General features: G+C 42.3%; 24 protein-coding genes, 1 other RNA gene and 7 pseudogenes. 18 read left to right on the top strand and 14 right to left on the bottom strand.

The genetic code is table 11. The features are described from left to right. Window positions 1-490: 490 nt before the first annotated feature. Window positions 491-1429 (bottom strand): annotated as a pseudogene (locus K6984_RS23290) (IS3 family transposase); the annotation flags it as partial. A 66-nt stretch (window positions 1430-1495) separates the two neighbouring features. Here K6984_RS23290 and K6984_RS23285 point away from each other — a divergent pair. Beyond that, entirely contained in the window at window positions 1496-1774 is a 279-nt protein-coding gene (locus K6984_RS23285) for a hypothetical protein (protein ID WP_221897624.1), read from the top strand. 323 nt (window positions 1775-2097) lie between these two features. Beyond that, window positions 2098-3303 (top strand): virulence-associated E family protein, encoded by a 1206-nt coding sequence (locus K6984_RS23280; protein ID WP_221897623.1) that lies wholly within the window; start codon window positions 2098-2100, stop codon window positions 3301-3303. Between the two features lie 2 nt (window positions 3304-3305). On the opposite strand, the gene K6984_RS23275 is transcribed toward K6984_RS23280, so the two are convergent. After that, the gene (locus K6984_RS23275) at window positions 3306-3518 is read right to left on the bottom strand and encodes a hypothetical protein (protein ID WP_221897622.1); all 213 of its coding nucleotides are present in this window, start codon (window positions 3516-3518) and stop codon (window positions 3306-3308) included. Here K6984_RS23275 and K6984_RS23270 point away from each other — a divergent pair. After that, window positions 3475-3612 carry a hypothetical protein gene (locus tag K6984_RS23270; RefSeq protein ID WP_221897621.1) on the top strand — a complete coding sequence of 46 codons (138 nt, stop codon included), beginning with the start codon at window positions 3475-3477 and terminating at the stop codon, window positions 3610-3612. The two genes, K6984_RS23275 and K6984_RS23270, sit on opposite strands and share 44 nt — an antisense overlap. Before the next feature lie 758 nt (window positions 3613-4370). On the opposite strand, the gene K6984_RS23265 is transcribed toward K6984_RS23270, so the two are convergent. From K6984_RS23265 to K6984_RS23255, 4 genes are all read right to left on the bottom strand, one after another. Next, window positions 4371-4574: a hypothetical protein gene (locus K6984_RS23265; protein ID WP_221897620.1), complete on the bottom strand. Its 204-nt coding sequence runs from the start codon at window positions 4572-4574 to the stop codon at window positions 4371-4373. A 27-nt stretch (window positions 4575-4601) separates the two neighbouring features. Next, window positions 4602-4730 carry a hypothetical protein gene (locus K6984_RS34660; protein ID WP_263458596.1) on the bottom strand — a complete coding sequence of 43 codons (129 nt, stop codon included), beginning with the start codon at window positions 4728-4730 and terminating at the stop codon, window positions 4602-4604. A 68-nt stretch (window positions 4731-4798) separates the two neighbouring features. Continuing rightward, entirely contained in the window at window positions 4799-5662 is an 864-nt protein-coding gene (locus K6984_RS23260) for a hypothetical protein (protein WP_221897619.1), read from the bottom strand. A gap of 134 nt (window positions 5663-5796) precedes the next feature. Beyond that, the gene (locus K6984_RS23255) at window positions 5797-5946 is read right to left on the bottom strand and encodes a hypothetical protein (protein WP_221897618.1); all 150 of its coding nucleotides are present in this window, start codon (window positions 5944-5946) and stop codon (window positions 5797-5799) included. Window positions 5947-6089: 143 nt separating this feature from the next. Between K6984_RS23255 and K6984_RS23250 the strand changes: the two genes are divergently transcribed. Beyond that, entirely contained in the window at window positions 6090-6332 is a 243-nt protein-coding gene (locus K6984_RS23250) for a hypothetical protein (RefSeq protein ID WP_221897617.1), read from the top strand. A 283-nt stretch (window positions 6333-6615) separates the two neighbouring features. On the opposite strand, the gene K6984_RS34655 is transcribed toward K6984_RS23250, so the two are convergent. From K6984_RS34655 to K6984_RS23235, 3 genes and pseudogenes are all read right to left on the bottom strand, one after another. Further along, window positions 6616-6741: a hypothetical protein gene (locus K6984_RS34655; protein ID WP_263458848.1), complete on the bottom strand. Its 126-nt coding sequence runs from the start codon at window positions 6739-6741 to the stop codon at window positions 6616-6618. A gap of 30 nt (window positions 6742-6771) precedes the next feature. Then, window positions 6772-7122: pseudogene (locus K6984_RS23245) on the bottom strand (DDE-type integrase/transposase/recombinase); the annotation flags it as partial. A gap of 163 nt (window positions 7123-7285) precedes the next feature. Then, window positions 7286-7644: pseudogene (locus K6984_RS23235) on the bottom strand (hypothetical protein); the annotation flags it as partial. 238 nt (window positions 7645-7882) lie between these two features. Here K6984_RS23235 and K6984_RS23230 point away from each other — a divergent pair. Both K6984_RS23230 and K6984_RS23225 read left to right on the top strand, forming a co-directional pair. Then, complete coding sequence (locus tag K6984_RS23230) at window positions 7883-8053, top strand: tetratricopeptide repeat protein (RefSeq protein WP_275967705.1); 171 nt, start codon at window positions 7883-7885, stop codon at window positions 8051-8053. 24 nt (window positions 8054-8077) lie between these two features. Continuing rightward, window positions 8078-8139: hammerhead ribozyme type II (locus K6984_RS23225), an RNA gene on the top strand. Between the two features lie 690 nt (window positions 8140-8829). On the opposite strand, the gene K6984_RS23220 is transcribed toward K6984_RS23225, so the two are convergent. Both K6984_RS23220 and K6984_RS34650 read right to left on the bottom strand, forming a co-directional pair. After that, window positions 8830-8976 carry a hypothetical protein gene (locus tag K6984_RS23220; protein ID WP_221897615.1) on the bottom strand — a complete coding sequence of 49 codons (147 nt, stop codon included), beginning with the start codon at window positions 8974-8976 and terminating at the stop codon, window positions 8830-8832. A 27-nt stretch (window positions 8977-9003) separates the two neighbouring features. Then, complete coding sequence (locus K6984_RS34650) at window positions 9004-9132, bottom strand: hypothetical protein (protein ID WP_263458847.1); 129 nt, start codon at window positions 9130-9132, stop codon at window positions 9004-9006. Window positions 9133-9134: 2 nt separating this feature from the next. On the opposite strand from K6984_RS34650, the pseudogene K6984_RS23215 reads away from it, so the two are divergent. The 4 genes and pseudogenes from K6984_RS23215 to K6984_RS23200 form a co-directional block, all read left to right on the top strand. Further along, window positions 9135-9545 (top strand): annotated as a pseudogene (locus tag K6984_RS23215) (DUF6444 domain-containing protein); the annotation flags it as partial. Between the two features lie 115 nt (window positions 9546-9660). Continuing rightward, window positions 9661-9813 carry a hypothetical protein gene (locus tag K6984_RS23210; RefSeq protein ID WP_221897613.1) on the top strand — a complete coding sequence of 51 codons (153 nt, stop codon included), beginning with the start codon at window positions 9661-9663 and terminating at the stop codon, window positions 9811-9813. Next, a pseudogene (tnpC, locus tag K6984_RS23205) lies at window positions 9791-10801 on the top strand (IS66 family transposase); the annotation flags it as partial. The gene K6984_RS23210 and the pseudogene tnpC, both read left to right, overlap by 23 nt. A 114-nt stretch (window positions 10802-10915) precedes the next feature. Beyond that, the gene (locus tag K6984_RS23200; protein WP_221897295.1) at window positions 10916-11884 is read left to right on the top strand and encodes a hypothetical protein; all 969 of its coding nucleotides are present in this window, start codon (window positions 10916-10918) and stop codon (window positions 11882-11884) included. Between the two features lie 335 nt (window positions 11885-12219). On the opposite strand, the pseudogene K6984_RS23195 reads toward K6984_RS23200, so the two are convergent. Both K6984_RS23195 and K6984_RS34645 read right to left on the bottom strand, forming a co-directional pair. After that, window positions 12220-12902: pseudogene (locus tag K6984_RS23195) on the bottom strand (IS6 family transposase). Window positions 12903-12999: 97 nt separating this feature from the next. Beyond that, complete coding sequence (locus K6984_RS34645; RefSeq protein WP_263458846.1) at window positions 13000-13134, bottom strand: hypothetical protein; 135 nt, start codon at window positions 13132-13134, stop codon at window positions 13000-13002. 277 nt (window positions 13135-13411) lie between these two features. On the opposite strand from K6984_RS34645, the gene K6984_RS23190 reads away from it, so the two are divergent. From K6984_RS23190 to K6984_RS36545, 5 genes and pseudogenes are all read left to right on the top strand, one after another. Continuing rightward, window positions 13412-13576, top strand: a complete 165-nt coding sequence (locus K6984_RS23190) for a hypothetical protein (protein WP_221897611.1) — start codon at window positions 13412-13414, stop codon at window positions 13574-13576. A gap of 85 nt (window positions 13577-13661) precedes the next feature. Continuing rightward, the gene (locus K6984_RS34640; RefSeq protein WP_263458596.1) at window positions 13662-13790 is read left to right on the top strand and encodes a hypothetical protein; all 129 of its coding nucleotides are present in this window, start codon (window positions 13662-13664) and stop codon (window positions 13788-13790) included. A gap of 203 nt (window positions 13791-13993) precedes the next feature. Then, a complete protein-coding gene (tnpA, locus tag K6984_RS36550; protein ID WP_420831704.1) occupies window positions 13994-14245 on the top strand; it encodes an IS66 family insertion sequence element accessory protein TnpA in 252 nt (83 codons plus the stop codon). Between the two features lie 126 nt (window positions 14246-14371). Further along, a complete protein-coding gene (locus tag K6984_RS23180; protein ID WP_221897610.1) occupies window positions 14372-14653 on the top strand; it encodes a hypothetical protein in 282 nt (93 codons plus the stop codon). After that, window positions 14650-14730, top strand: a pseudogene (locus tag K6984_RS36545) (hypothetical protein); the annotation flags it as partial. The gene K6984_RS23180 and the pseudogene K6984_RS36545, both read left to right, overlap by 4 nt. On the opposite strand, the gene K6984_RS31580 reads toward K6984_RS36545, so the two are convergent. Continuing rightward, complete coding sequence (locus K6984_RS31580) at window positions 14728-14880, bottom strand: hypothetical protein (RefSeq protein WP_230988260.1); 153 nt, start codon at window positions 14878-14880, stop codon at window positions 14728-14730. The pseudogene K6984_RS36545 and the gene K6984_RS31580 overlap by 3 nt on opposite strands. On the opposite strand from K6984_RS31580, the gene K6984_RS31575 reads away from it, so the two are divergent. Genes K6984_RS31575 through K6984_RS23165 form a run of 3 tightly spaced genes read left to right on the top strand, consistent with a single transcriptional unit; the run spans window position 14837 to window position 16648 of the window. After that, window positions 14837-15031 carry a hypothetical protein gene (locus K6984_RS31575; RefSeq protein ID WP_221894995.1) on the top strand — a complete coding sequence of 65 codons (195 nt, stop codon included), beginning with the start codon at window positions 14837-14839 and terminating at the stop codon, window positions 15029-15031. The genes K6984_RS31580 and K6984_RS31575 overlap by 44 nt on opposite strands. A gap of 44 nt (window positions 15032-15075) precedes the next feature. Continuing rightward, a complete protein-coding gene (locus K6984_RS23170) occupies window positions 15076-16482 on the top strand; it encodes a transposase (RefSeq protein ID WP_221897609.1) in 1407 nt (468 codons plus the stop codon). A 10-nt stretch (window positions 16483-16492) separates the two neighbouring features. Beyond that, window positions 16493-16648 (top strand): hypothetical protein, encoded by a 156-nt coding sequence (locus tag K6984_RS23165; protein ID WP_221897608.1) that lies wholly within the window; start codon window positions 16493-16495, stop codon window positions 16646-16648. Window positions 16649-16655 lie beyond the last annotated feature (7 nt).

The raw sequence follows: 16655 nt of genomic DNA, 5'->3' as shown, positions 1-16655 counted from the left end.
TTTATTGAAGCTTAAATTTATTGCTGAAAACACACCAGATAGCATGCAGAAGTTTTGTATTGATTTAATAGAGAAAGAAATTGATAATAAAATCAAAGAGCTAACAAAGTAGTATGATTCGATATAGTCTCATATCATACTATATCATATTATTGCTATTCCCTAACCTCGTTACTGCTGGGAATAGCGAACCTATTTTTAATTCTATAAAACCTCACTCCATTACAATTATTGGCGAACAACACCGTCACCCTGAATCAATTGAGTTCTTTCAATCTTTAATAAAAGGTTACCTAAAAAAAGACTCTTGCCTTACGGTAGCTTTAGAAATAAATAGTAACCAACAGCCTATTATTGAAAAAATAGAGCGGGGGATGGCGGTTGCTTCTGATTTCGAAATATCACAAATTATTGACCAACCAGCATTACGGAGAATTATAGCACCCCAAAGAGTCAAGACAGATTTTTCAACAATCCTTATTCCATATTCCTAAGCCGCTTCATTCTGCTGTTCATTAGCTAAAATACTTTCTCTATATACATTCATTGGTTTTTTATAGTCCAGGGTTTCATGAAACCGTTGATGATTATAAAACTCAATATAGTCATCAACATCTTCTATTAACGCTCTAATTGAACCATATTCATTTAAATAAATACGCTCACATTTTGCACTTCGCCAAAACCGTTCAATACAAATATTATCCGTTGCTCGTCCTTTTCCATCCATAGAAATAGTAATGCCTTTGTTTTTTAGTCGTTGGGTATGAATTTCACTGGTGTATTGACTGCCTTGATCCGTATTAAAAATTTCAGGTGTTCCGTAGAGAGAAAGCGCTTCATCTAATACATCCATAACTAAAAAAGAATCCATTGTGTTTGATATTTTATGGGCGAGCACTGCTTTTGAGTGCCAATCAATAATCGCCGCTAAATAAACCATCCCTTCTTTGGTTTTAATATAGGTTATATCTGTACTCCAAACTTGGTTAGCGTGTGATATATCAAGATCTCTAAGCTTATAAGTATATTTTTTATGTTCTTTTATGGGGATCGTTGTATTGACTTGTTTTACCGCTAATACGGCTTTCAAGCCCATCTGCTGCCGATAACTCGCCACCGTGTTTAAACTGACTTTAAAACCACCTTCAAGCAACTGCTGGTGTACTTTAGCCGCACCATAAATAGGGATGTCTTTAAAAATGTGATTAATCTGAGTTTTGATCTCTTCTTTCTTTTTATTCTCTCTTTTTTTGTAATAGAGATTGCTTCTATTTAATCCTAATAATGCACACTGCTGTGTTAGAGGTAGAGTGTTAAGCTTGGGCTCAATCAACTGTTTTCTATCAGATGAGTCCAAGCTTTTTAGCTTTTTTTCGAGCCACTCCTTTTCAACCGTCATTTTTCCTACGATTTTTGTGAGCATCTCATTTTGTTCTTGAGCTGCTAACTACAGCGTTATGATGCGGAGCGAATAAAAGCCGCTATTGACTTTTTGCAAGACAATTATCAAGAGGTACACGCAGCAGGGCTAGGCAATTTCAAGGCTGTTAATCGAAAGTTAGACACACGTACATTAGGACAATTTTTAAAGAGATTCGGGTTGAAACATAAGCGCGTAGGAAAAAACCTCGCCGGGAATTACCAGATAACTGAGGACTCATTAATTCAAATGCAGGATATTAATAAACGCCGTAAAGCAAAGAAAATCAGTGTCTATAATCAGTCGCAGGCATGGTCTAAAAGCATAGATGGAATAAAGATGGCTGCCTAAAAAAGTCATCGAAAGTTTCAGAACTAATATGAGGGGACAATAAAGATAGTCCCTAAAGACCGGACTTATGCCACTAGCCAAATGATAATATTTTATTCAGCTATGAGTTTATTACAGGGTAAAGGTCTACAGCCCCACGTATTCATTAAAAAAGGGGACAGATAAACTGTTTATATAACACAACCTATTCATCTGTCCCCTTTCAGCAAACACGGGAATATCACTACCCAGAGGAGCCAACAGCACAACCCGAGGTTGGCTTGACTGAAAAGCGACATAACTTAGATTAATAAATAAATTAACACTGCAAAGGATATAGAGAAATGGACAAAAAAACACCCCTGTTGCACCCCGGGGAACGTGGAGAACTTGAAGGACTGATGAAACGCTTTGGCGTGGATGCCAGTTATAATGAAATTTCAAACGCGCCAGTAATAAAAGGCTCTTCAGGCGTAGAAGGAAATGAACTGAAAGACTTGATAGCGTACACCAAAGTTATTTGCAGGAACTACAAGCTTAGCAGGACGATTGTTGATGAACAGTTAGGATCTATCATTGAAAGCAATGTTATTAATCCCGTTAGAGATTGGCTTACAGGCATTACACGCACCAAGACAAATAACCCAGTCCATGAACTTGTAGATAACTTGCCAGTGGAAGATAAGGAATGGGTTAAGGTCGCCATGTATAGATGGCTAATACAATGCTGTGCAGCCGCTGATATGGCAAAGCATGAAGGTAAGCATCCAGATGCTATCCCCAAATATGAATGTGTGCTGGTGCTAGGTGGAGATCAAGGACTCCATAAAACTTCATTTATTAAATACCTACTCCCTGCGGAACTTCATAAATACATAAAAGACTCTGTTCGCCTAGATACAAAAGACCGGGATTCTATGCTTAATATTATTAGGTGTTGGATACCTGAACTTGCAGGCCTAGATCCTGCGTTGAAGAAGAAAGGGCTGCCCGAGTTAAAAGGATTTTTGGCAAAAGAGGTGGATGAAATAAGATTAACGTACGCTAGGAAACCTACAGTCATACGTAGGCATGTATCGTGTATGACTTCTGTTGAGGGAGAATATCCACCCAAAGGTGCTAGGTGGGATAGAAGGCTTCTACCCGTTATTGCTAAAGGTCGGTTAGATTATCCACGCGTTTCTAATTTTGATTATACAGACTTGTGGGCGTTTATCTGGCATGCCTATACACATGGTGGGCAATGGTGGCTTACGCCCGAAGAAGAGGCTCTACGTGCGGAAATCTTAGGCTATCCTGACAATAGGTCATTGAAAGATATAGTTTTGGAGGTGTTTGAGTTTACTGCTGACAAAACTGGTGAGGCACTTAGCAATAGAACAATAAAAATGACTAGCTCCGAGATAATAAATGAGTTACCTAAGAATATAATAAATAACAGATCGAACCAGATGGCTGTAAAAAAAGTGTTAACGGGTCTTAATGTGAAGCACAATAGGAGGACTTATTTTATGCCGCCTTTAAGTAAAGCTGATAGCTCAACCCATTAGAGTCAGATGAAAATCATGGAAACGTAGCTTAGCGAAGTGGTGATTTTTAGTCCCTGATAGGCGACAGGGCAATTTGCTGATTCGACGTGTGCTAGCAGCACGCTAGAGGAGCAAGAATTGCATTCCGAATAGCCGTCCAGCCAGTGAGGTAGTAATGACGAAGCGGCTTTTGTGCGTAGTCGTTGCGGACGCAGGGCGTTCAGGGCATCTCCCATCCGCTGCGTAGGTGAACGAATTATGGCGACAGGAGTCCCGGAATTTCGTGAGGTAGCATGGCGCGCCTGGATTCCCTTGTATTTTCTTATATAAGGGAATCTTCATATATCGAGTATACGCTAAAAAAAGTTACTTTCCCCTAGGGCTGAGAGTCTGCTAAATTAAAGGTCTACTCAAATTGCTCTGATGAACAAGCGATTGGTTATATTATACAGTTTAAGGGATTGCAGTAATTAAACCCAAAGGGAATCTATGGTTCCCCTTAGCCATGATAATTTATCCTAATTGAGCAAGAAATTGATTTCATTCACGTTTAATAATTAGTTGAAATGAAGTCATACGCGTGTTATCCCCAAAGAGGAGTAACTATAAAACCATAAATTGTAAATGTAATGTTTCGTATAAATATCCATAGGTTGTACATGACAGTAACCCTAGTCTTTGATTATAAAAGGATTATAGATATAGTACAATCTGTGTTATATTGTACACTAAATAGCGTTTTATTATGAAGTTTAAAAAGTTACTTCCTCCCTAGGGTAAAGAGTCCCCAGAATACTGTTGCTTGTTGCAATAAGCCAACCCTTTATTTTGGAATGGTTTACCGTTTAATCTTTGTTTTCTGCAACAGCTATAACAAACCACATACCACACACCCAAATTAGTCAATCGCTTATTGGCGGGCATGTAAGCCCCTTAAAGACCCACAAAAACCCTTAATTGGTGTATATGGTAGGGGTTAGCTGTTAAAGTGCCTTAAAAGCGATATAAAGCGCCTTAGCGAAGAGCTGGCGCGCCATGTGTACTGTGAGTTATCCTTTTTAGAGTACTCGGATTCAATTGTAAAAACATCAGGCGCGCCCAAGATAGAAGATTACAGATACGATAAAAAAGTTACTTACCCCCTGGGCGAAGAAAAAAAACAGGTTCATACGCTGAAAATCAGGGAAACGTAGCCTAAGCGAAGTGATGATTTTTAGTCCGCGATAGCCGTAGGGCCGTTGTTTTGTCGGAGTCTGAGCGTTAGCGAAGGTGGAGACAAAATAAAAGGCCATCCGACACGGCGTCAAGTCATTTGGAGCCTATGTTCCGACCCCTTGTTGGGTCGGGACGAGGTGACGAGGACGAATGGGGGCCGCCGGAGGCATAAGTGGTCGCGTTAAGTTTTTGCTGCTTGCTTGGGCTGGGATGCCCAAAACAAGCTTTCGCAAAAATAGCGACTCCCCGTACCAGGTTTACACAAATACGTATCTTTTGCGACAGAACCCGCCTGTGTGCTTTAACCCGCTGGGATAGATCGTGCCAATTCTAGGAGTCTCTGTCTCACCCCCTCATCCTTAGCCCCGTTTTTCTCAACATACAGTGTGTAATCTTTTGAATCCGTTACCCAAGAGACTAAAGATACAGCGGCCCCTGAATTACTCACATTAACTCTGTATTCCGCAGGTACACCGTGAACCTCTTCATTAATTAACTCCTCAGTCATTTGTATGCGACCTCCACTCGTAATATAATCAACTTCACTCAGTTTCACTACTCCCAAATCATCGAATTTATAAAAACGGTCTATATCTGTCCATTTTCCGTCATGATTAGAGCCTCCCGTGTGTGCGCCAAGTAGTTCCCCATCATCAAATGGCGTACCCTCTAAGTTTGCGGGTTCTTTAACCAGTTGGTTAGCGGCTTCGTCATAAGATAACATCAGATGTTTAAATCTAGGCTCAAGGACTCTAGAAATCGTACGTACATTTGATTCCTCAACTGACGCGTATCCTCGTTCTGCCATCTCTTCAACAGCCTTCTTTGTCAGATCTTTAAATAGTTGAGGTATTGGTTGGTCTTTATATGAAACTATTGAAACCCCCTCCTCCATCGTATCAAAAGAGGGACTTGCTAATGGATCATTTAAGTCTAACTCTTCCTGATCATGATCAGGATCAATCTCCACATGCACCTTTGGTTTGCTAGGCACCTCTGGGACATAATCAGTAAAGGTTTCTCTGACAACCTCAGCAGTCCGTGGTTGCTTAGTCTCACTTACTGGTATATCAGGTTTATTGCCCCAACCTGATAATGCATAAGCTGTACCAAATACCAACAGCAATGCAGGTATAATAATAACGTGTTCTTTGTAATATGCCATCTTCTCATCCTCTATATTTTTAATGAAACTAGGGAATCCTAGTTTCACATGGTCATTTATCTATACTAATTAAAAATTACAACTGTTACTCGATGTTCAAGTTTTTCCATCCCATTGCCATCAAACTCTTACCTTCACCCAGCAGAACAATACTTTAATGATGCTGTTGGCCCTAAGCGCCCGCTGAAAATCATGGAAACGGAGCTTAGCGAAGTGGTGATTTTTAGCCCCTGATAGGCGACAGGAGTCCCGGAATTTCGTGAGGTAGCATGGCGCGCCTGCACTACAAAAAAATAGGATTATTTTCTTATTCATACTTTCATATTATGTGTATTGATATGCCATAAACAACATGTATACTATAACTTTCATAAAGTATGAAAGTAGCAGCATACCTTCATACTTTCGTGTATTGAAAGGTGAGGCAATGAAAAAACCAGACATAAAAAGTTTAGACGGGCTAACGCCTGATGATGCTTTTACACAGACAGCACAGGCCGAGAGTGACAAGGGGCAAAAGGCAGCAAAAAAAACCTTTTCTCTACAGCAAAGGGATATTGACTATATCAATGCTCAAGCGGTGATAATGGCGCAAGAGGTTGGGAAAGTTGTTAGCGCAAGCGAAGCCCTAAGATATATCATTCAAAGAGACAGGAGCGCGAAAGTATGAAAGGTATAGCAATAGTTGGAACTAAGGGCGGAGTAGGGAAAACTTCTATAGCCCATCTTTTAGCGTTAGGCGCAGCATGGAAGAATACCCCTGCTTATTTAATGCACACAGACGACAGAGAGCCTATAGAGGTTAATGGGCGGCCTTATATGTATTATGATGCAAGACAACCCTTTTTATGGGGTTCTGTCGCATAAATCCCCCTTCCCGACGTTATCTGCTATCATAATTATCAATTTCAATAAAAGGTGGATCACATGCTCAGCTTCAAAGGCACTCACTTTCAAAAAGATGTCATTCTTTCGCTGAAAATCATGGAAAAGTAGCTTAGCGAAGTGGTGATTTTTAGTCCCTGATAGGCGACAGGGCAATTCGCTGATTCGACGGGTTCTGTCGCAATAATTATCAAAAGCGCAGACCTCCTGGTCTTCAGGCATAACTATCCTGCTAAAGCCATAAACTGCTTATAAGCAGGAATATTTTCCTCAGACAATTGTCCCTTTCGGATCATATGTGCTGTTTCAATTCCATCAATGGTTGCTTGAGCGGAGTGAAACGCTTTAAAGCCCATCATCGGTTTTGTTATTTTTTTGATAAATCGATGATCCTGTTCGATGATGTTATTCAAATATTTAACCTGTAATATGTCGATCATAGTGGCAAACCCAGCAAGGATTAACAAGAGGTTAATATTGGCTAATCCTGCATAGTTAGCGCCACTTTTATCCATAACGACCTTATCAGGAAAGCCATTATTGTTAATCGTTTGTTTGAAAAAGGCTGTTGCAGCCGCTGAAAATCATGGAAACGGAGCTTAGCGAAGTGGTGATTTTTAGTCCCTGATAGGCGACAGGGCAATTCGCTGATTCGACGTGTGCTAGCAGCACGCTAGAGGAGCAAGAATTGCATTCCGAATAGCCGTCCAGCGAGTGAGGTAGTAATGACGAAGCGGCTTTTGTGCGTAGTCGTTGCGGACGCAGGGCGTTCAGGGCATCTCCCATCCGCTGCGTAGGTGAACGAATTATGGCGACAGGAGTCCCGGAATTTCGTGAGGTAGCATGGCGCGCCTGTTGATATACGTTTCATCCATGCGCCACGATTTATTGGTTTCTCGTTTCTGAGATTTAGCTTTTACAGCAATGGCAGGAGAATAACGGATAACCCAACGGTTGAGCGTAGCATGATCCACTTCAACACCTCTTTCTTCCATAATTTCTTCAAGGTCGCGATACGAAACACCATACCTGACATAAAAGAAAACAGCATAAAGAATGACATCTTTTGGAAAGTGAGTACCTTTGAAGATGAGCATGTGATCCACCTTTTATTGAAATATGAGAATTATGATAGCAGATAACGCGGAGAATGGGGATTTATGCGACAGAACCCAATTAACACAATGGGTAGTGGGCAAAGTTGATATTATTTCAATAAACGTAATCTGGGCATATATGGACGAAAGTCTCTGTAATCCTAGTGGTGAACAAGTATATTCAAGAGCACAAGAAACACTATTCATTTAACGGCTATATATCGCCACAGGGCGCATTTTGCAAATTCTGCGGCGTGCGGGTGCACAATTTATATTAGGAATGATGTACGAACATGGTAAAGGTGTTGATCCGGACGACAAAGAAGCCGTTAAGTGGTACAGGATGGCGGCAGAACAAGGGCATCCTGGCGCGCAAAAAAATTTGGTAAGGGTAGAAAATGGACTGTAGCCTATGGTATTAACATCCTAACCAAGTCGAAACGCTGAGAAGCGTCTATCCGGGATTATCTCCTGATACTGATGAGACAGATTCTTAGTTTAATGGTAAATTAAAATGAAAAAATCAAAATTGTTCCGTTCACTGCCTATCGTGTTAACTGTAGGTTTAATGTCATTTAGTAGTGTTTCTAGTGCTAAGTTGTGGCAGTTTAGTAGAGCAAATTGCTTTCCGCCGGGAGGAGCTGATTATGGAAATGAGTCAATAACATTCATGAGCTCGGAGAAGAGATTGTCGAGGGTTTTTAGCAGGCACTATAAGCATGGAAAGATGAGACATCAGCTTGACACTGGATGGGAATATTTATGGAATAATAACGGGGCAGCCCATAGAGATAATACAGGTCAATCCTTATGGACTGTTGTGGGATTCCATTATTTGAAATCTGGAAATAATAAAACGTTCCTTTCTAAACGTAGCCAAACTGACAATTGTAATTTTTCTTTACCGTACTAAACTTAACAATTGTAATTTGTAACTACTCAGCGTAAATAATTAAAAAAGTTCTTGACAGGGTTTTAGCCTGGTTTTTGTGATTTTTAGTGAACTGCCCAACAGTCGATTAATCCACGCTTTATTGCTTCTATCGCTATAGTCATCACAAAATGTCCCCTTAAACATCTACGACCTCGAAGAGCTTTTTTATTCGCCTTACAATCGCTTAAAACAAGGAAAATTCGGGATTTAAAACCCATGAGATAATAAGCCTGTCCTTAAAGCAATACAGGTTACCCTTTGAAAATAGACTTCATCCGCTGAAAATCCTGGAAACGGAGCTTTAGCGAAGTGAAGATTTTTAGTCCGCGATAGCCGTAGGGCCGTTGTTTTGTCGGAGTCTGAGCGTTAGCGAAGGTGGAGACAAAATAAAAGGCCATCCGACACGGCGTCAAGTCATTTGGAGCCTATGTTACGACCCCTTGTTGGGTCGGGACGAGGTGACGAGGACGAATCGGGGCAGCCGGAGGCATAAGTGGTCGCGTTAAGTTTTTGCTGCTTGCTTGGGCTGGGATGCCCAAAACAAGCTTTCGCAAAAATAGCGACTCCCCGAGATGTTGATTCCGCAATCAGTCATGCCAAACAGTTACTTGAAACTGAGCGTGATATATCTCCTGCGCTAAAATCAGCACTGGAAGTGATTCTATTATTAATCACGGTATTACTCAATCGAGTGACACTGAACAGCAAAAATAGCAGTAAACCACCTGCAAGTGATCCCAACCGTAAAAAAGGGAATCGCAAAAAATCAGATAAGCCTTCTGGCGGACAAGAATCGCATGTCGGCACGACACTTCAAAAAATAGATGACCCGGATGAAATCGAGATCATTACCATTGATCGCCGTACCTTGCCAAAAGGGCGATACACGGCAGATGGCTTTGAAACACGCCAGGTATTCGATATTGATATCTCAAGGGTAGTGACAGAATACCACAGGCGCGCCATGCTACCTCACGAAATTCCGGGACTCCTGTCGCCGTAATTCGTTCACCTACGCAGCGAATAGGAGATGCTCCAGCCGCCCTGCGTCCGCCACAGACTGAGCACAAAGCAGCTCAGTCATGGCTACCACAAATGGCTCTACGGCTATTCGGGATAAAATTTTAGCCTCCCTCGCGCGCTATCGCGCACTTCGGATTGGCAAATTTCCCTGCGCCTTCTGGAGACTATCAGCCCGTCCGGGGCTGACAGCGGGCGCAACGGTTGATAAATGAAAAAGGTCAGTGTTTTATCGCTCCTTTTCCAGATGAGGTTACTAAGGCTGCGCAATATGGTAATGGGATAAAAGCCCATGTGGTTTATCTTTCGCAATATCAGTTATTGCCCTACAACCGAATACAGGAGTATTTCGCTGATCAATTAGGTATGCCGATTAGTGAAGGCTCTATCTATAATTTCAATGAACTGGCCTATGAGAAGTTGGCTGGGTTTGAAACTATCAGTAAAGAACACTTAGTCGAATCACCGTGCATTCATGCGGATGAAACAGGCATTAATATTAATGGTAAGCGCCATTGGCTACATGGGACGTCCAATGATCAGTGGACACACTTCTTTCCCCATGCCAAACGTGGCACAGAGGCAATGAATGACATTGGGATTTTACTCCATTTTCATGGGATTTTATGTCATGATCATTGGAAGCCCTACTATAAATATGACTGTACTCATTCGCTTTGTAATGCACATCATTTGAGGGAATTAACGCGCGCCTGGGAGCAGGATAAACAGGAGTGGGCGCTTGAAATGAAACGACTACTTGAAAAAATGAATGATGCCGTCAATGAAGCAGGTGGCATGCTACTACATAAAGAAGCAGAAAAATGGAAAGTACAATACAGAGAATTACTTGGCAAAGCGGAGATTGAATGCCCACCACCCGATAAGCCTAAAGAAGTAAAACGGGGGCGAATAAAACGCAGTAAAGCTAGAAACTTACTGGAAAGGCTGATTAATTATGAAGAGGATGTCTTGCGCTTCATGACAAATACCTGGGTGCCATTTACCAATAATGCCGCAGAAAATTCGATTCGGATGACCAAGGTTCAACAGAAAATATCCGGCTGCTTTCGTAGTACCAAGGGTGCAGAGATATTTTGTCGTGTCAGAGGGTATTTATCAACTTGCCGTAAACAAGGTCTAAGTGCAACTCAGGCAATGACCCTGGTCTTTGAGGGAAAGTTACCTGAATTTGCTTTATAATTTCATTGGGCTACTCAGCTTCGCTGAGTAGTTACTGTAATTTTTCTTTAACTTAACCTTAAAACGATGTAGCTCAGAGGATTACATCGTTTTAACTATCAATAGGATAGAACTATGAGTACATGTAAAAAATACGGGTTAACAGTGTTTTTTCTAGTAGGCTTGTTTTCAATTTTAGCTTATGCGAGATACACATTAACCGGGGACGAAGGTAATTCTGAAGAGGGAGGTGTAATTGAAAAAGTAAGTAAAGTTGAAAAAGTTTCACCAACTTTTGTTCCAGAAAAAATTCGTCATAACCCATCCCAAAAACCCCCTGAGGTATCAGAGAAGGTGCATTCGGGATATAAGGCGTGGGAGCCACCTTCAGATATGGAATATGCCTATACTGAATATCCTGATACTGAAAATTCAGATACTGAACATTCCGATGAAAATAAAAAGAATATAGAGTCAGAATTTGAAGCTATGGAAGAGTTCTTTGGGGGGCAGGAAGAGGATGTATCCTTCGCTCCAATGGAGGATTTTCCTATACCTGACTATGTTAAAAAGGAAACGGAGTTGTCTATACGACAAATGAAAGAACGGGGGTATGTTGATATGACTGAAAATAGTATAACTCCAATCCGAGACGAGATGACTCCAAAAAGTAAAAAATTTGAGAAGACCCATGAGGAAGCGGTTAAACTTTTAACGGTAGAACCCACTAATTTAGATGAAACACCCTTCGAAGGTAAAAAGGTGGTTTCCAGACAGGTGAGCGGGCTCTATGATGAAGGGAAGTGGACTACTTTAACAAGAGTTTATGAGTTTGACAATTTAAGCTTGGTTCAACTTTCGGAGGATGATTATCATACCGGAGGGGGTAAAGTGGTATTTACCGAAGAGGCAGTTAATGAAAATATTAATGGGAATCCTGCTATATACGAAGTGGGGATAAGTCCCAGCGGGAAAGCTACAACTTCCCTAGTATGGACAACAGATTCTAAATATTATGAATTAACCCTAGAGAAAAACGCATCAAGTAGTAAAGAAATGAAAGAGGAATTCTTAAATTTAGCACGTTCAGTACCTATAGATTAAGAATTTAGGTGGTTGTTCAAATCGTGATCTTCTTATTGAACAACTTGGGATGTTTATCCACATATACCCCGCATTCGTGACTGTGCGAGGTATTTTAATATAAAATCGGGGGTGGGTCGCTTTTGATAAGTATTGCGACAGAATCCAAAGGTTTAAAATAAATGAATAAAATATATACAGTGCAAGTATACCCTGGGAGTGGTTGCTACGGGTGATTGTGGTCTTAATTTTAAAACGTTATGGCATTACTGAAGGTGTGTTGGCATTTGTGGAACGCAAACTGGTTCTGTCGCAATAATTATCAAAAGCGCAGACCTCCTGGTCTTCAGGCATAACTATCCTGCTAAAGCCATAAACTGCCTATAAGCAGGAATATTTTCCTCAGACAATTGTCCCTTTCGGATCATATGTGCTGTTTCAATTCCATCAATGGTTGCTTGAGCGGAGTGAAACGCTTTAAAGCCCATCCTTGGCTTTGTTATTTTTTTGATAAATCGATGATCCTGTTCGATGATGTTATTCAAATATTTAACCTGTAATATGTCGATCATAGTGGCAAACCCAGCGAGGATTAACAAGAGGTTAATATTGGCTAATCCTGCATAGTTAGCGCCACTTTTATCCATAACGACCTTATCAGGAAAGCCATTATTGTTAATCGTTTGTTTGAAAAATGCGGTTGCAGCCTCTTCATCACGGCGCTCAGAAAGCATGAAATCAAGCGTATCCCCGCGACTATCAACAGCTCGGTATAAATAGGTCCACTGCCCCTTCACTTTGATATACGTTTCATCCATGCGCCACGACTTATTGGTTTCTCGTTTCTGAGATTTAGCTTTTACAGCAATGGCAGGAGAATAACGGATAACCCAACGATTGAGCGTAGCATGATCCACTTCAACACCTCTTTCTTCCATAATTTCTTCAAGGTCGCGATACGAAACGCCATACCTGACATAAAAGAAAACAGCATAAAGAATGACATCTTTTGGAAGTGAGTGCCTTTGAAGCTGAGCATATGATCCACCTTTTATTGAAATTGAGAATTAGGATAGCAGATAACGTCGGGAAGGGGGATTTATGCGACAGAACCGTTGAGCGTAGCATGATCCACTTCAACACCTCTTTCGCTGAAAATCCTGGAAACGGAGCTTTAGCGAAGTGAAGATTTTTAGTCCGCGATAGCCGTAGGGCCGTTGTTTTGTCGGAGTCTGAGCGTTAGCGAAGGTGGAGACAAAATAAAAGGCCATCCGACACGGCGTCAAGTCATTTGGAGCCTATGTTCCGACCCCTTGTTGGGTCGGGACGAGGTGACGAGGACGAATCGGGGCCGCCGGAGGCATAAGTGGTCGCGTTAAGTTTTTGCTGCTTGCTTGGGCTGGGATGCCCAAAACAAGCTCAGGCGCGCCATGCTACCTCACGAAATTCCGGGACTCCTGTCGCCGTAATTCGTTCACCTACGCAGCGAATAGGAGATGCTCCAGCCGCCCTGCGTCCGCCACAGACTGAGCACAAAGCAGCTCAGTCATGGCTACCTCAAATGGCTCTACGGCTATTCGGGATAAAATTTTAGCCTCCCTCGCGCGCTATCGCGCACTTCGGATTGGCAAATTTCCCTGCGCCTTCTGGAGACTATCAGCCCGTCCGGGGCTGACAGCGTTCGCAAAAATAGCGACTCCCCGACTTCCATAATTTCTTCAAGGTCGCGATACGAAACACCATACCTGACATAAAAGAAAACAGCATAAAGAATGACATCTTTGGGGAGTCGCTATTTTTGCGAAAGCTTGTTTTGGGCATCCCAGCCCAAGCAAGCAGCAAAAACTTAACGCGACCACTTATGCCTCCGGCGGCCCCGATTCGTCCTCGTCACCTCGTCCCGACCCAACAAGGGGTCGGAACATAGGCTCCAAATGACTTGACGCCGTGTCGGATGGCCTTTTATTTTGTCTCCACCTTCGCTAACGCTCAGACTCCGACAAAATAACGGCCCTACGCCTATCGCGGACTAAAAATCTTCACTTCGCTAAAGCTCCGTTTCCAGGATTTTCAGCGTTTGGAAAGTGAGTACCTTTGAAGATGAGCATGTGATCCACCTTTTATTGAAATATGAGAATTATGATAGCAGATAACGCGGAGAATGGGGATTTATGCGACAGAACCTTAATGAGCCCATCTCAAAATAAATCGGCTATGCAAGACCATATACCGCAATGGCAAGCCAGTAGCTTAACTCAGATCGAGTATTGCAAAGCCCATGATATCAAGCCGCATATTTTCAGTTATTACAAAAAGCAATTCAGCTCAGCGACCTCATCAGTGAAACAATCCAGCCAATTAGTTCCAGTAAAACTTGTTTAGGCGCGCCTATGCTACCTCACGAAATCCCGGGACTCCTGTCGCCGTAATTCGTTCACCTACGCAGCGAATAGGAGATGCTCCAGCCGCCCTGCGTCCGCCACAGACTGAGCACAAAGCAGCTCAGTCATGGCTACCACAAATGGCTCTACGGCTATTCGGGATAAAATTTTAGCCTCCCTCGCGCGCTATCGCGCACTTCGGATTGGCAAATTTCCCTGCGCCTTCTGGAGACTATCATCCCGCCCGGGGCTGACAGCGACTGAAGACACGCTCATCGGCTCAAGGTTATCTGCTGGTTTGTCAGTGATCAAAATAACTCATAGTAATGGTTTCAGCCTGGAAATCCTTGCCGATACGGAGCTTTCATCTTTAAAGCCATTATTAGAATTACTTAGGTCGGTATCATGATAAACGGACTGTCTGTTAATTACGTATACCTGGCGACAGGCGTGACTGATATGCGTAAATCGATTAATGGCTTGTCACTGATTGTTTCGGAACAGTTTGAACATGATCCATTTACAGGCGCGCCATGCTACCTCACGAAATTCCGGGACTCCTGTCGCCATAATTCGTTCACCTACGCAGCGGATGGGAGATGCCCTGAACGCCCTGCGTCCGCAACGACTACGCACAAAAGCCGCTTCGTCATTACTACCTCACTGGCTGGACGGCTATTCGGAATGCAATTCTTGCTCCTCTCGCGTGCTGCTAGCACACGTCGAATCAGCGAATTGCCCTGTCGCCTATCACTCGATGTTCAAGTTTTTGATATTGAGAAGGTAAAATCAGGTATTCTGAGGTTGTTGTAATTTTATCGGTGTAAGCCCATGTTAATGAATGCCCCAGCCACCTTTATCCAAAGCTATATTGACGATTTAAATGATGCGCTCAATCAGCTAAAACCCGGAGCCGCTTTGACACGGATTCAAGCCGCTTGGTTGGGCACTTGTTTAACGTGCATACTGCTAATGAACTCTGTTTGCTGGGCTAAGTTTGAGCGAGCAAGCCTTGGAGATTGCAAAGTAGCCGCATTATCCTGGGTGTTTCGTAAAGCAAGTATACCCTGGGACTGGTTGCTACGGGTGAGTGTGGTCTTAATTTTAAAACGTTATGGCATTACTGAAGGTGTGTTGGCCTTTGATGAATCAGACCGAGCACGATCTAAGTCTACAAAACGTATTTATAAGGTTTACAAGCAGAAACACAAAGGCTCCGGCGGGTATGTTAATGGACAAACGATAGTATTATTGCTGCTAGTTACCTCATCCATTACAGTGCCTGTCGGTTTTTTCTTTTATATGCCGGATCCAGCCTTAAAGCAGTGGGATAAAGAAGATAAACGGTTGAAAAAGAGCGGTATAGCAAAAAAAGATCGGCCTATTAAGCCTGAACGTGACAGTGCCTACCCGACCAAAACAGAGATTGCATTAGGCTTATTAAAAGAGTTTAAAGTTGCGCATAGCCTGATTAAAATTAAAGGCGTACTGGCTGATGCGCTGTATGGTGAAAAAGCCTTTATGGACGAAGCCGCTAAAGAATCTGGAGGCTCGCAGGTGATTAGCCAATTACGTAAAAACCAAAAAATTGAATATAGAGGTAGAATAAGGTCAGTCGAGAGCTACTTTAATTCGATTAACAAAGGCATTGATCAGATAATACGTGTACGTGGCGGCAAAGAGATTAAAGTGACTGTCAGCAGTGCACGATTAAAGGTGAGTTCTCACAGTAAAAAACGCTTTGTCATTGCCTTAAAATATGACGGTGAAAACGACTATCGCTATTTAGTGGCGACAGACCTGACTTGGCGCACACAAGATATTATTCAAGCCTATACGTTGAGATGGCTGATTGAGGTTTTCTTTGAGGACTGGAAGCTTTATGAAGGATGGGGGCGTGAGGCCAAACAATTAGATGAAGAGGGATCAAGCCGTGGCCTGATTCTGAGTCTTTTGTTTGACCATTGCCTCCTCCTTCACCCAGAGCAAATAGCCCGCATTGAAAGCAAACTACCTGCGTATACCGTAGGAAGCTTACAGCGCAAGTCTCAAATGGATGTACTGCTTGAGTTCATCACGTCATTGCTAGAGTTTCCAGATCCTGGTGATAAGCTGAAAGAGTTAGGTGAATTAATAAAGGATGTGTTTCAACTGCTGCCATCAGGAAAACATATGATTGGCAGAGATTTAGGGCGCTTAGGGCCAACAGCATCATTAAAGTATTGTTCTACTGGGTGAAGGTAAGAGTTTGATGGCAATGGGATGGAAAAACTTGAACATCGAGTATCAGGGACTAAAAATCACCACTTCGCTAAGCCCCGTTTCCATGATTTTCAGCGAGGGAAGTTTCCTTGCAAGCTACAATTTCGGAGTTTTCAAAGAAAGAATGAAACTCTATGGTTAAATTAGAA

Origin of the sequence: Bathymodiolus japonicus methanotrophic gill symbiont (assembly GCF_019721995.1) — a bacterium.
GTDB lineage: Bacteria > Pseudomonadota > Gammaproteobacteria > Methylococcales > Methylomonadaceae > Methyloprofundus.
This window is presented reverse-complemented; position numbering and strand designations above follow the sequence as displayed.

Coding starts and splice junctions, on each gene's coding strand:
- K6984_RS23250 (WP_221897617.1), top strand. CDS start 6,090: ATGAAAAAACCAGACATAAAAAGTTTAGACGGGCTAACGCCTGATGAT.
- K6984_RS23265 (WP_221897620.1), bottom strand. CDS start 4,574: ATGGCCTTTTATTTTGTCTCCACCTTCGCTAACGCTCAGACTCCGACA.
- K6984_RS23190 (WP_221897611.1), top strand. CDS start 13,412: ATGGCTACCTCAAATGGCTCTACGGCTATTCGGGATAAAATTTTAGCC.
- K6984_RS23170 (WP_221897609.1), top strand. CDS start 15,076: ATGTTAATGAATGCCCCAGCCACCTTTATCCAAAGCTATATTGACGAT.
- K6984_RS23210 (WP_221897613.1), top strand. CDS start 9,661: ATGGCTACCACAAATGGCTCTACGGCTATTCGGGATAAAATTTTAGCC.
- K6984_RS23275 (WP_221897622.1), bottom strand. CDS start 3,518: ATGGGAGATGCCCTGAACGCCCTGCGTCCGCAACGACTACGCACAAAA.
- tnpA (WP_420831704.1), top strand. CDS start 13,994: ATGAGAATTATGATAGCAGATAACGCGGAGAATGGGGATTTATGCGAC.
- K6984_RS23200 (WP_221897295.1), top strand. CDS start 10,916: ATGAGTACATGTAAAAAATACGGGTTAACAGTGTTTTTTCTAGTAGGC.
- K6984_RS23220 (WP_221897615.1), bottom strand. CDS start 8,976: ATGGCCTTTTATTTTGTCTCCACCTTCGCTAACGCTCAGACTCCGACA.
- K6984_RS23260 (WP_221897619.1), bottom strand. CDS start 5,662: ATGGCATATTACAAAGAACACGTTATTATTATACCTGCATTGCTGTTG.
- K6984_RS23180 (WP_221897610.1), top strand. CDS start 14,372: ATGGCTACCACAAATGGCTCTACGGCTATTCGGGATAAAATTTTAGCC.
- K6984_RS34645 (WP_263458846.1), bottom strand. CDS start 13,134: ATGGCCTTTTATTTTGTCTCCACCTTCGCTAACGCTCAGACTCCGACA.
- K6984_RS23280 (WP_221897623.1), top strand. CDS start 2,098: ATGGACAAAAAAACACCCCTGTTGCACCCCGGGGAACGTGGAGAACTT.
- K6984_RS31575 (WP_221894995.1), top strand. CDS start 14,837: ATGGGAGATGCCCTGAACGCCCTGCGTCCGCAACGACTACGCACAAAA.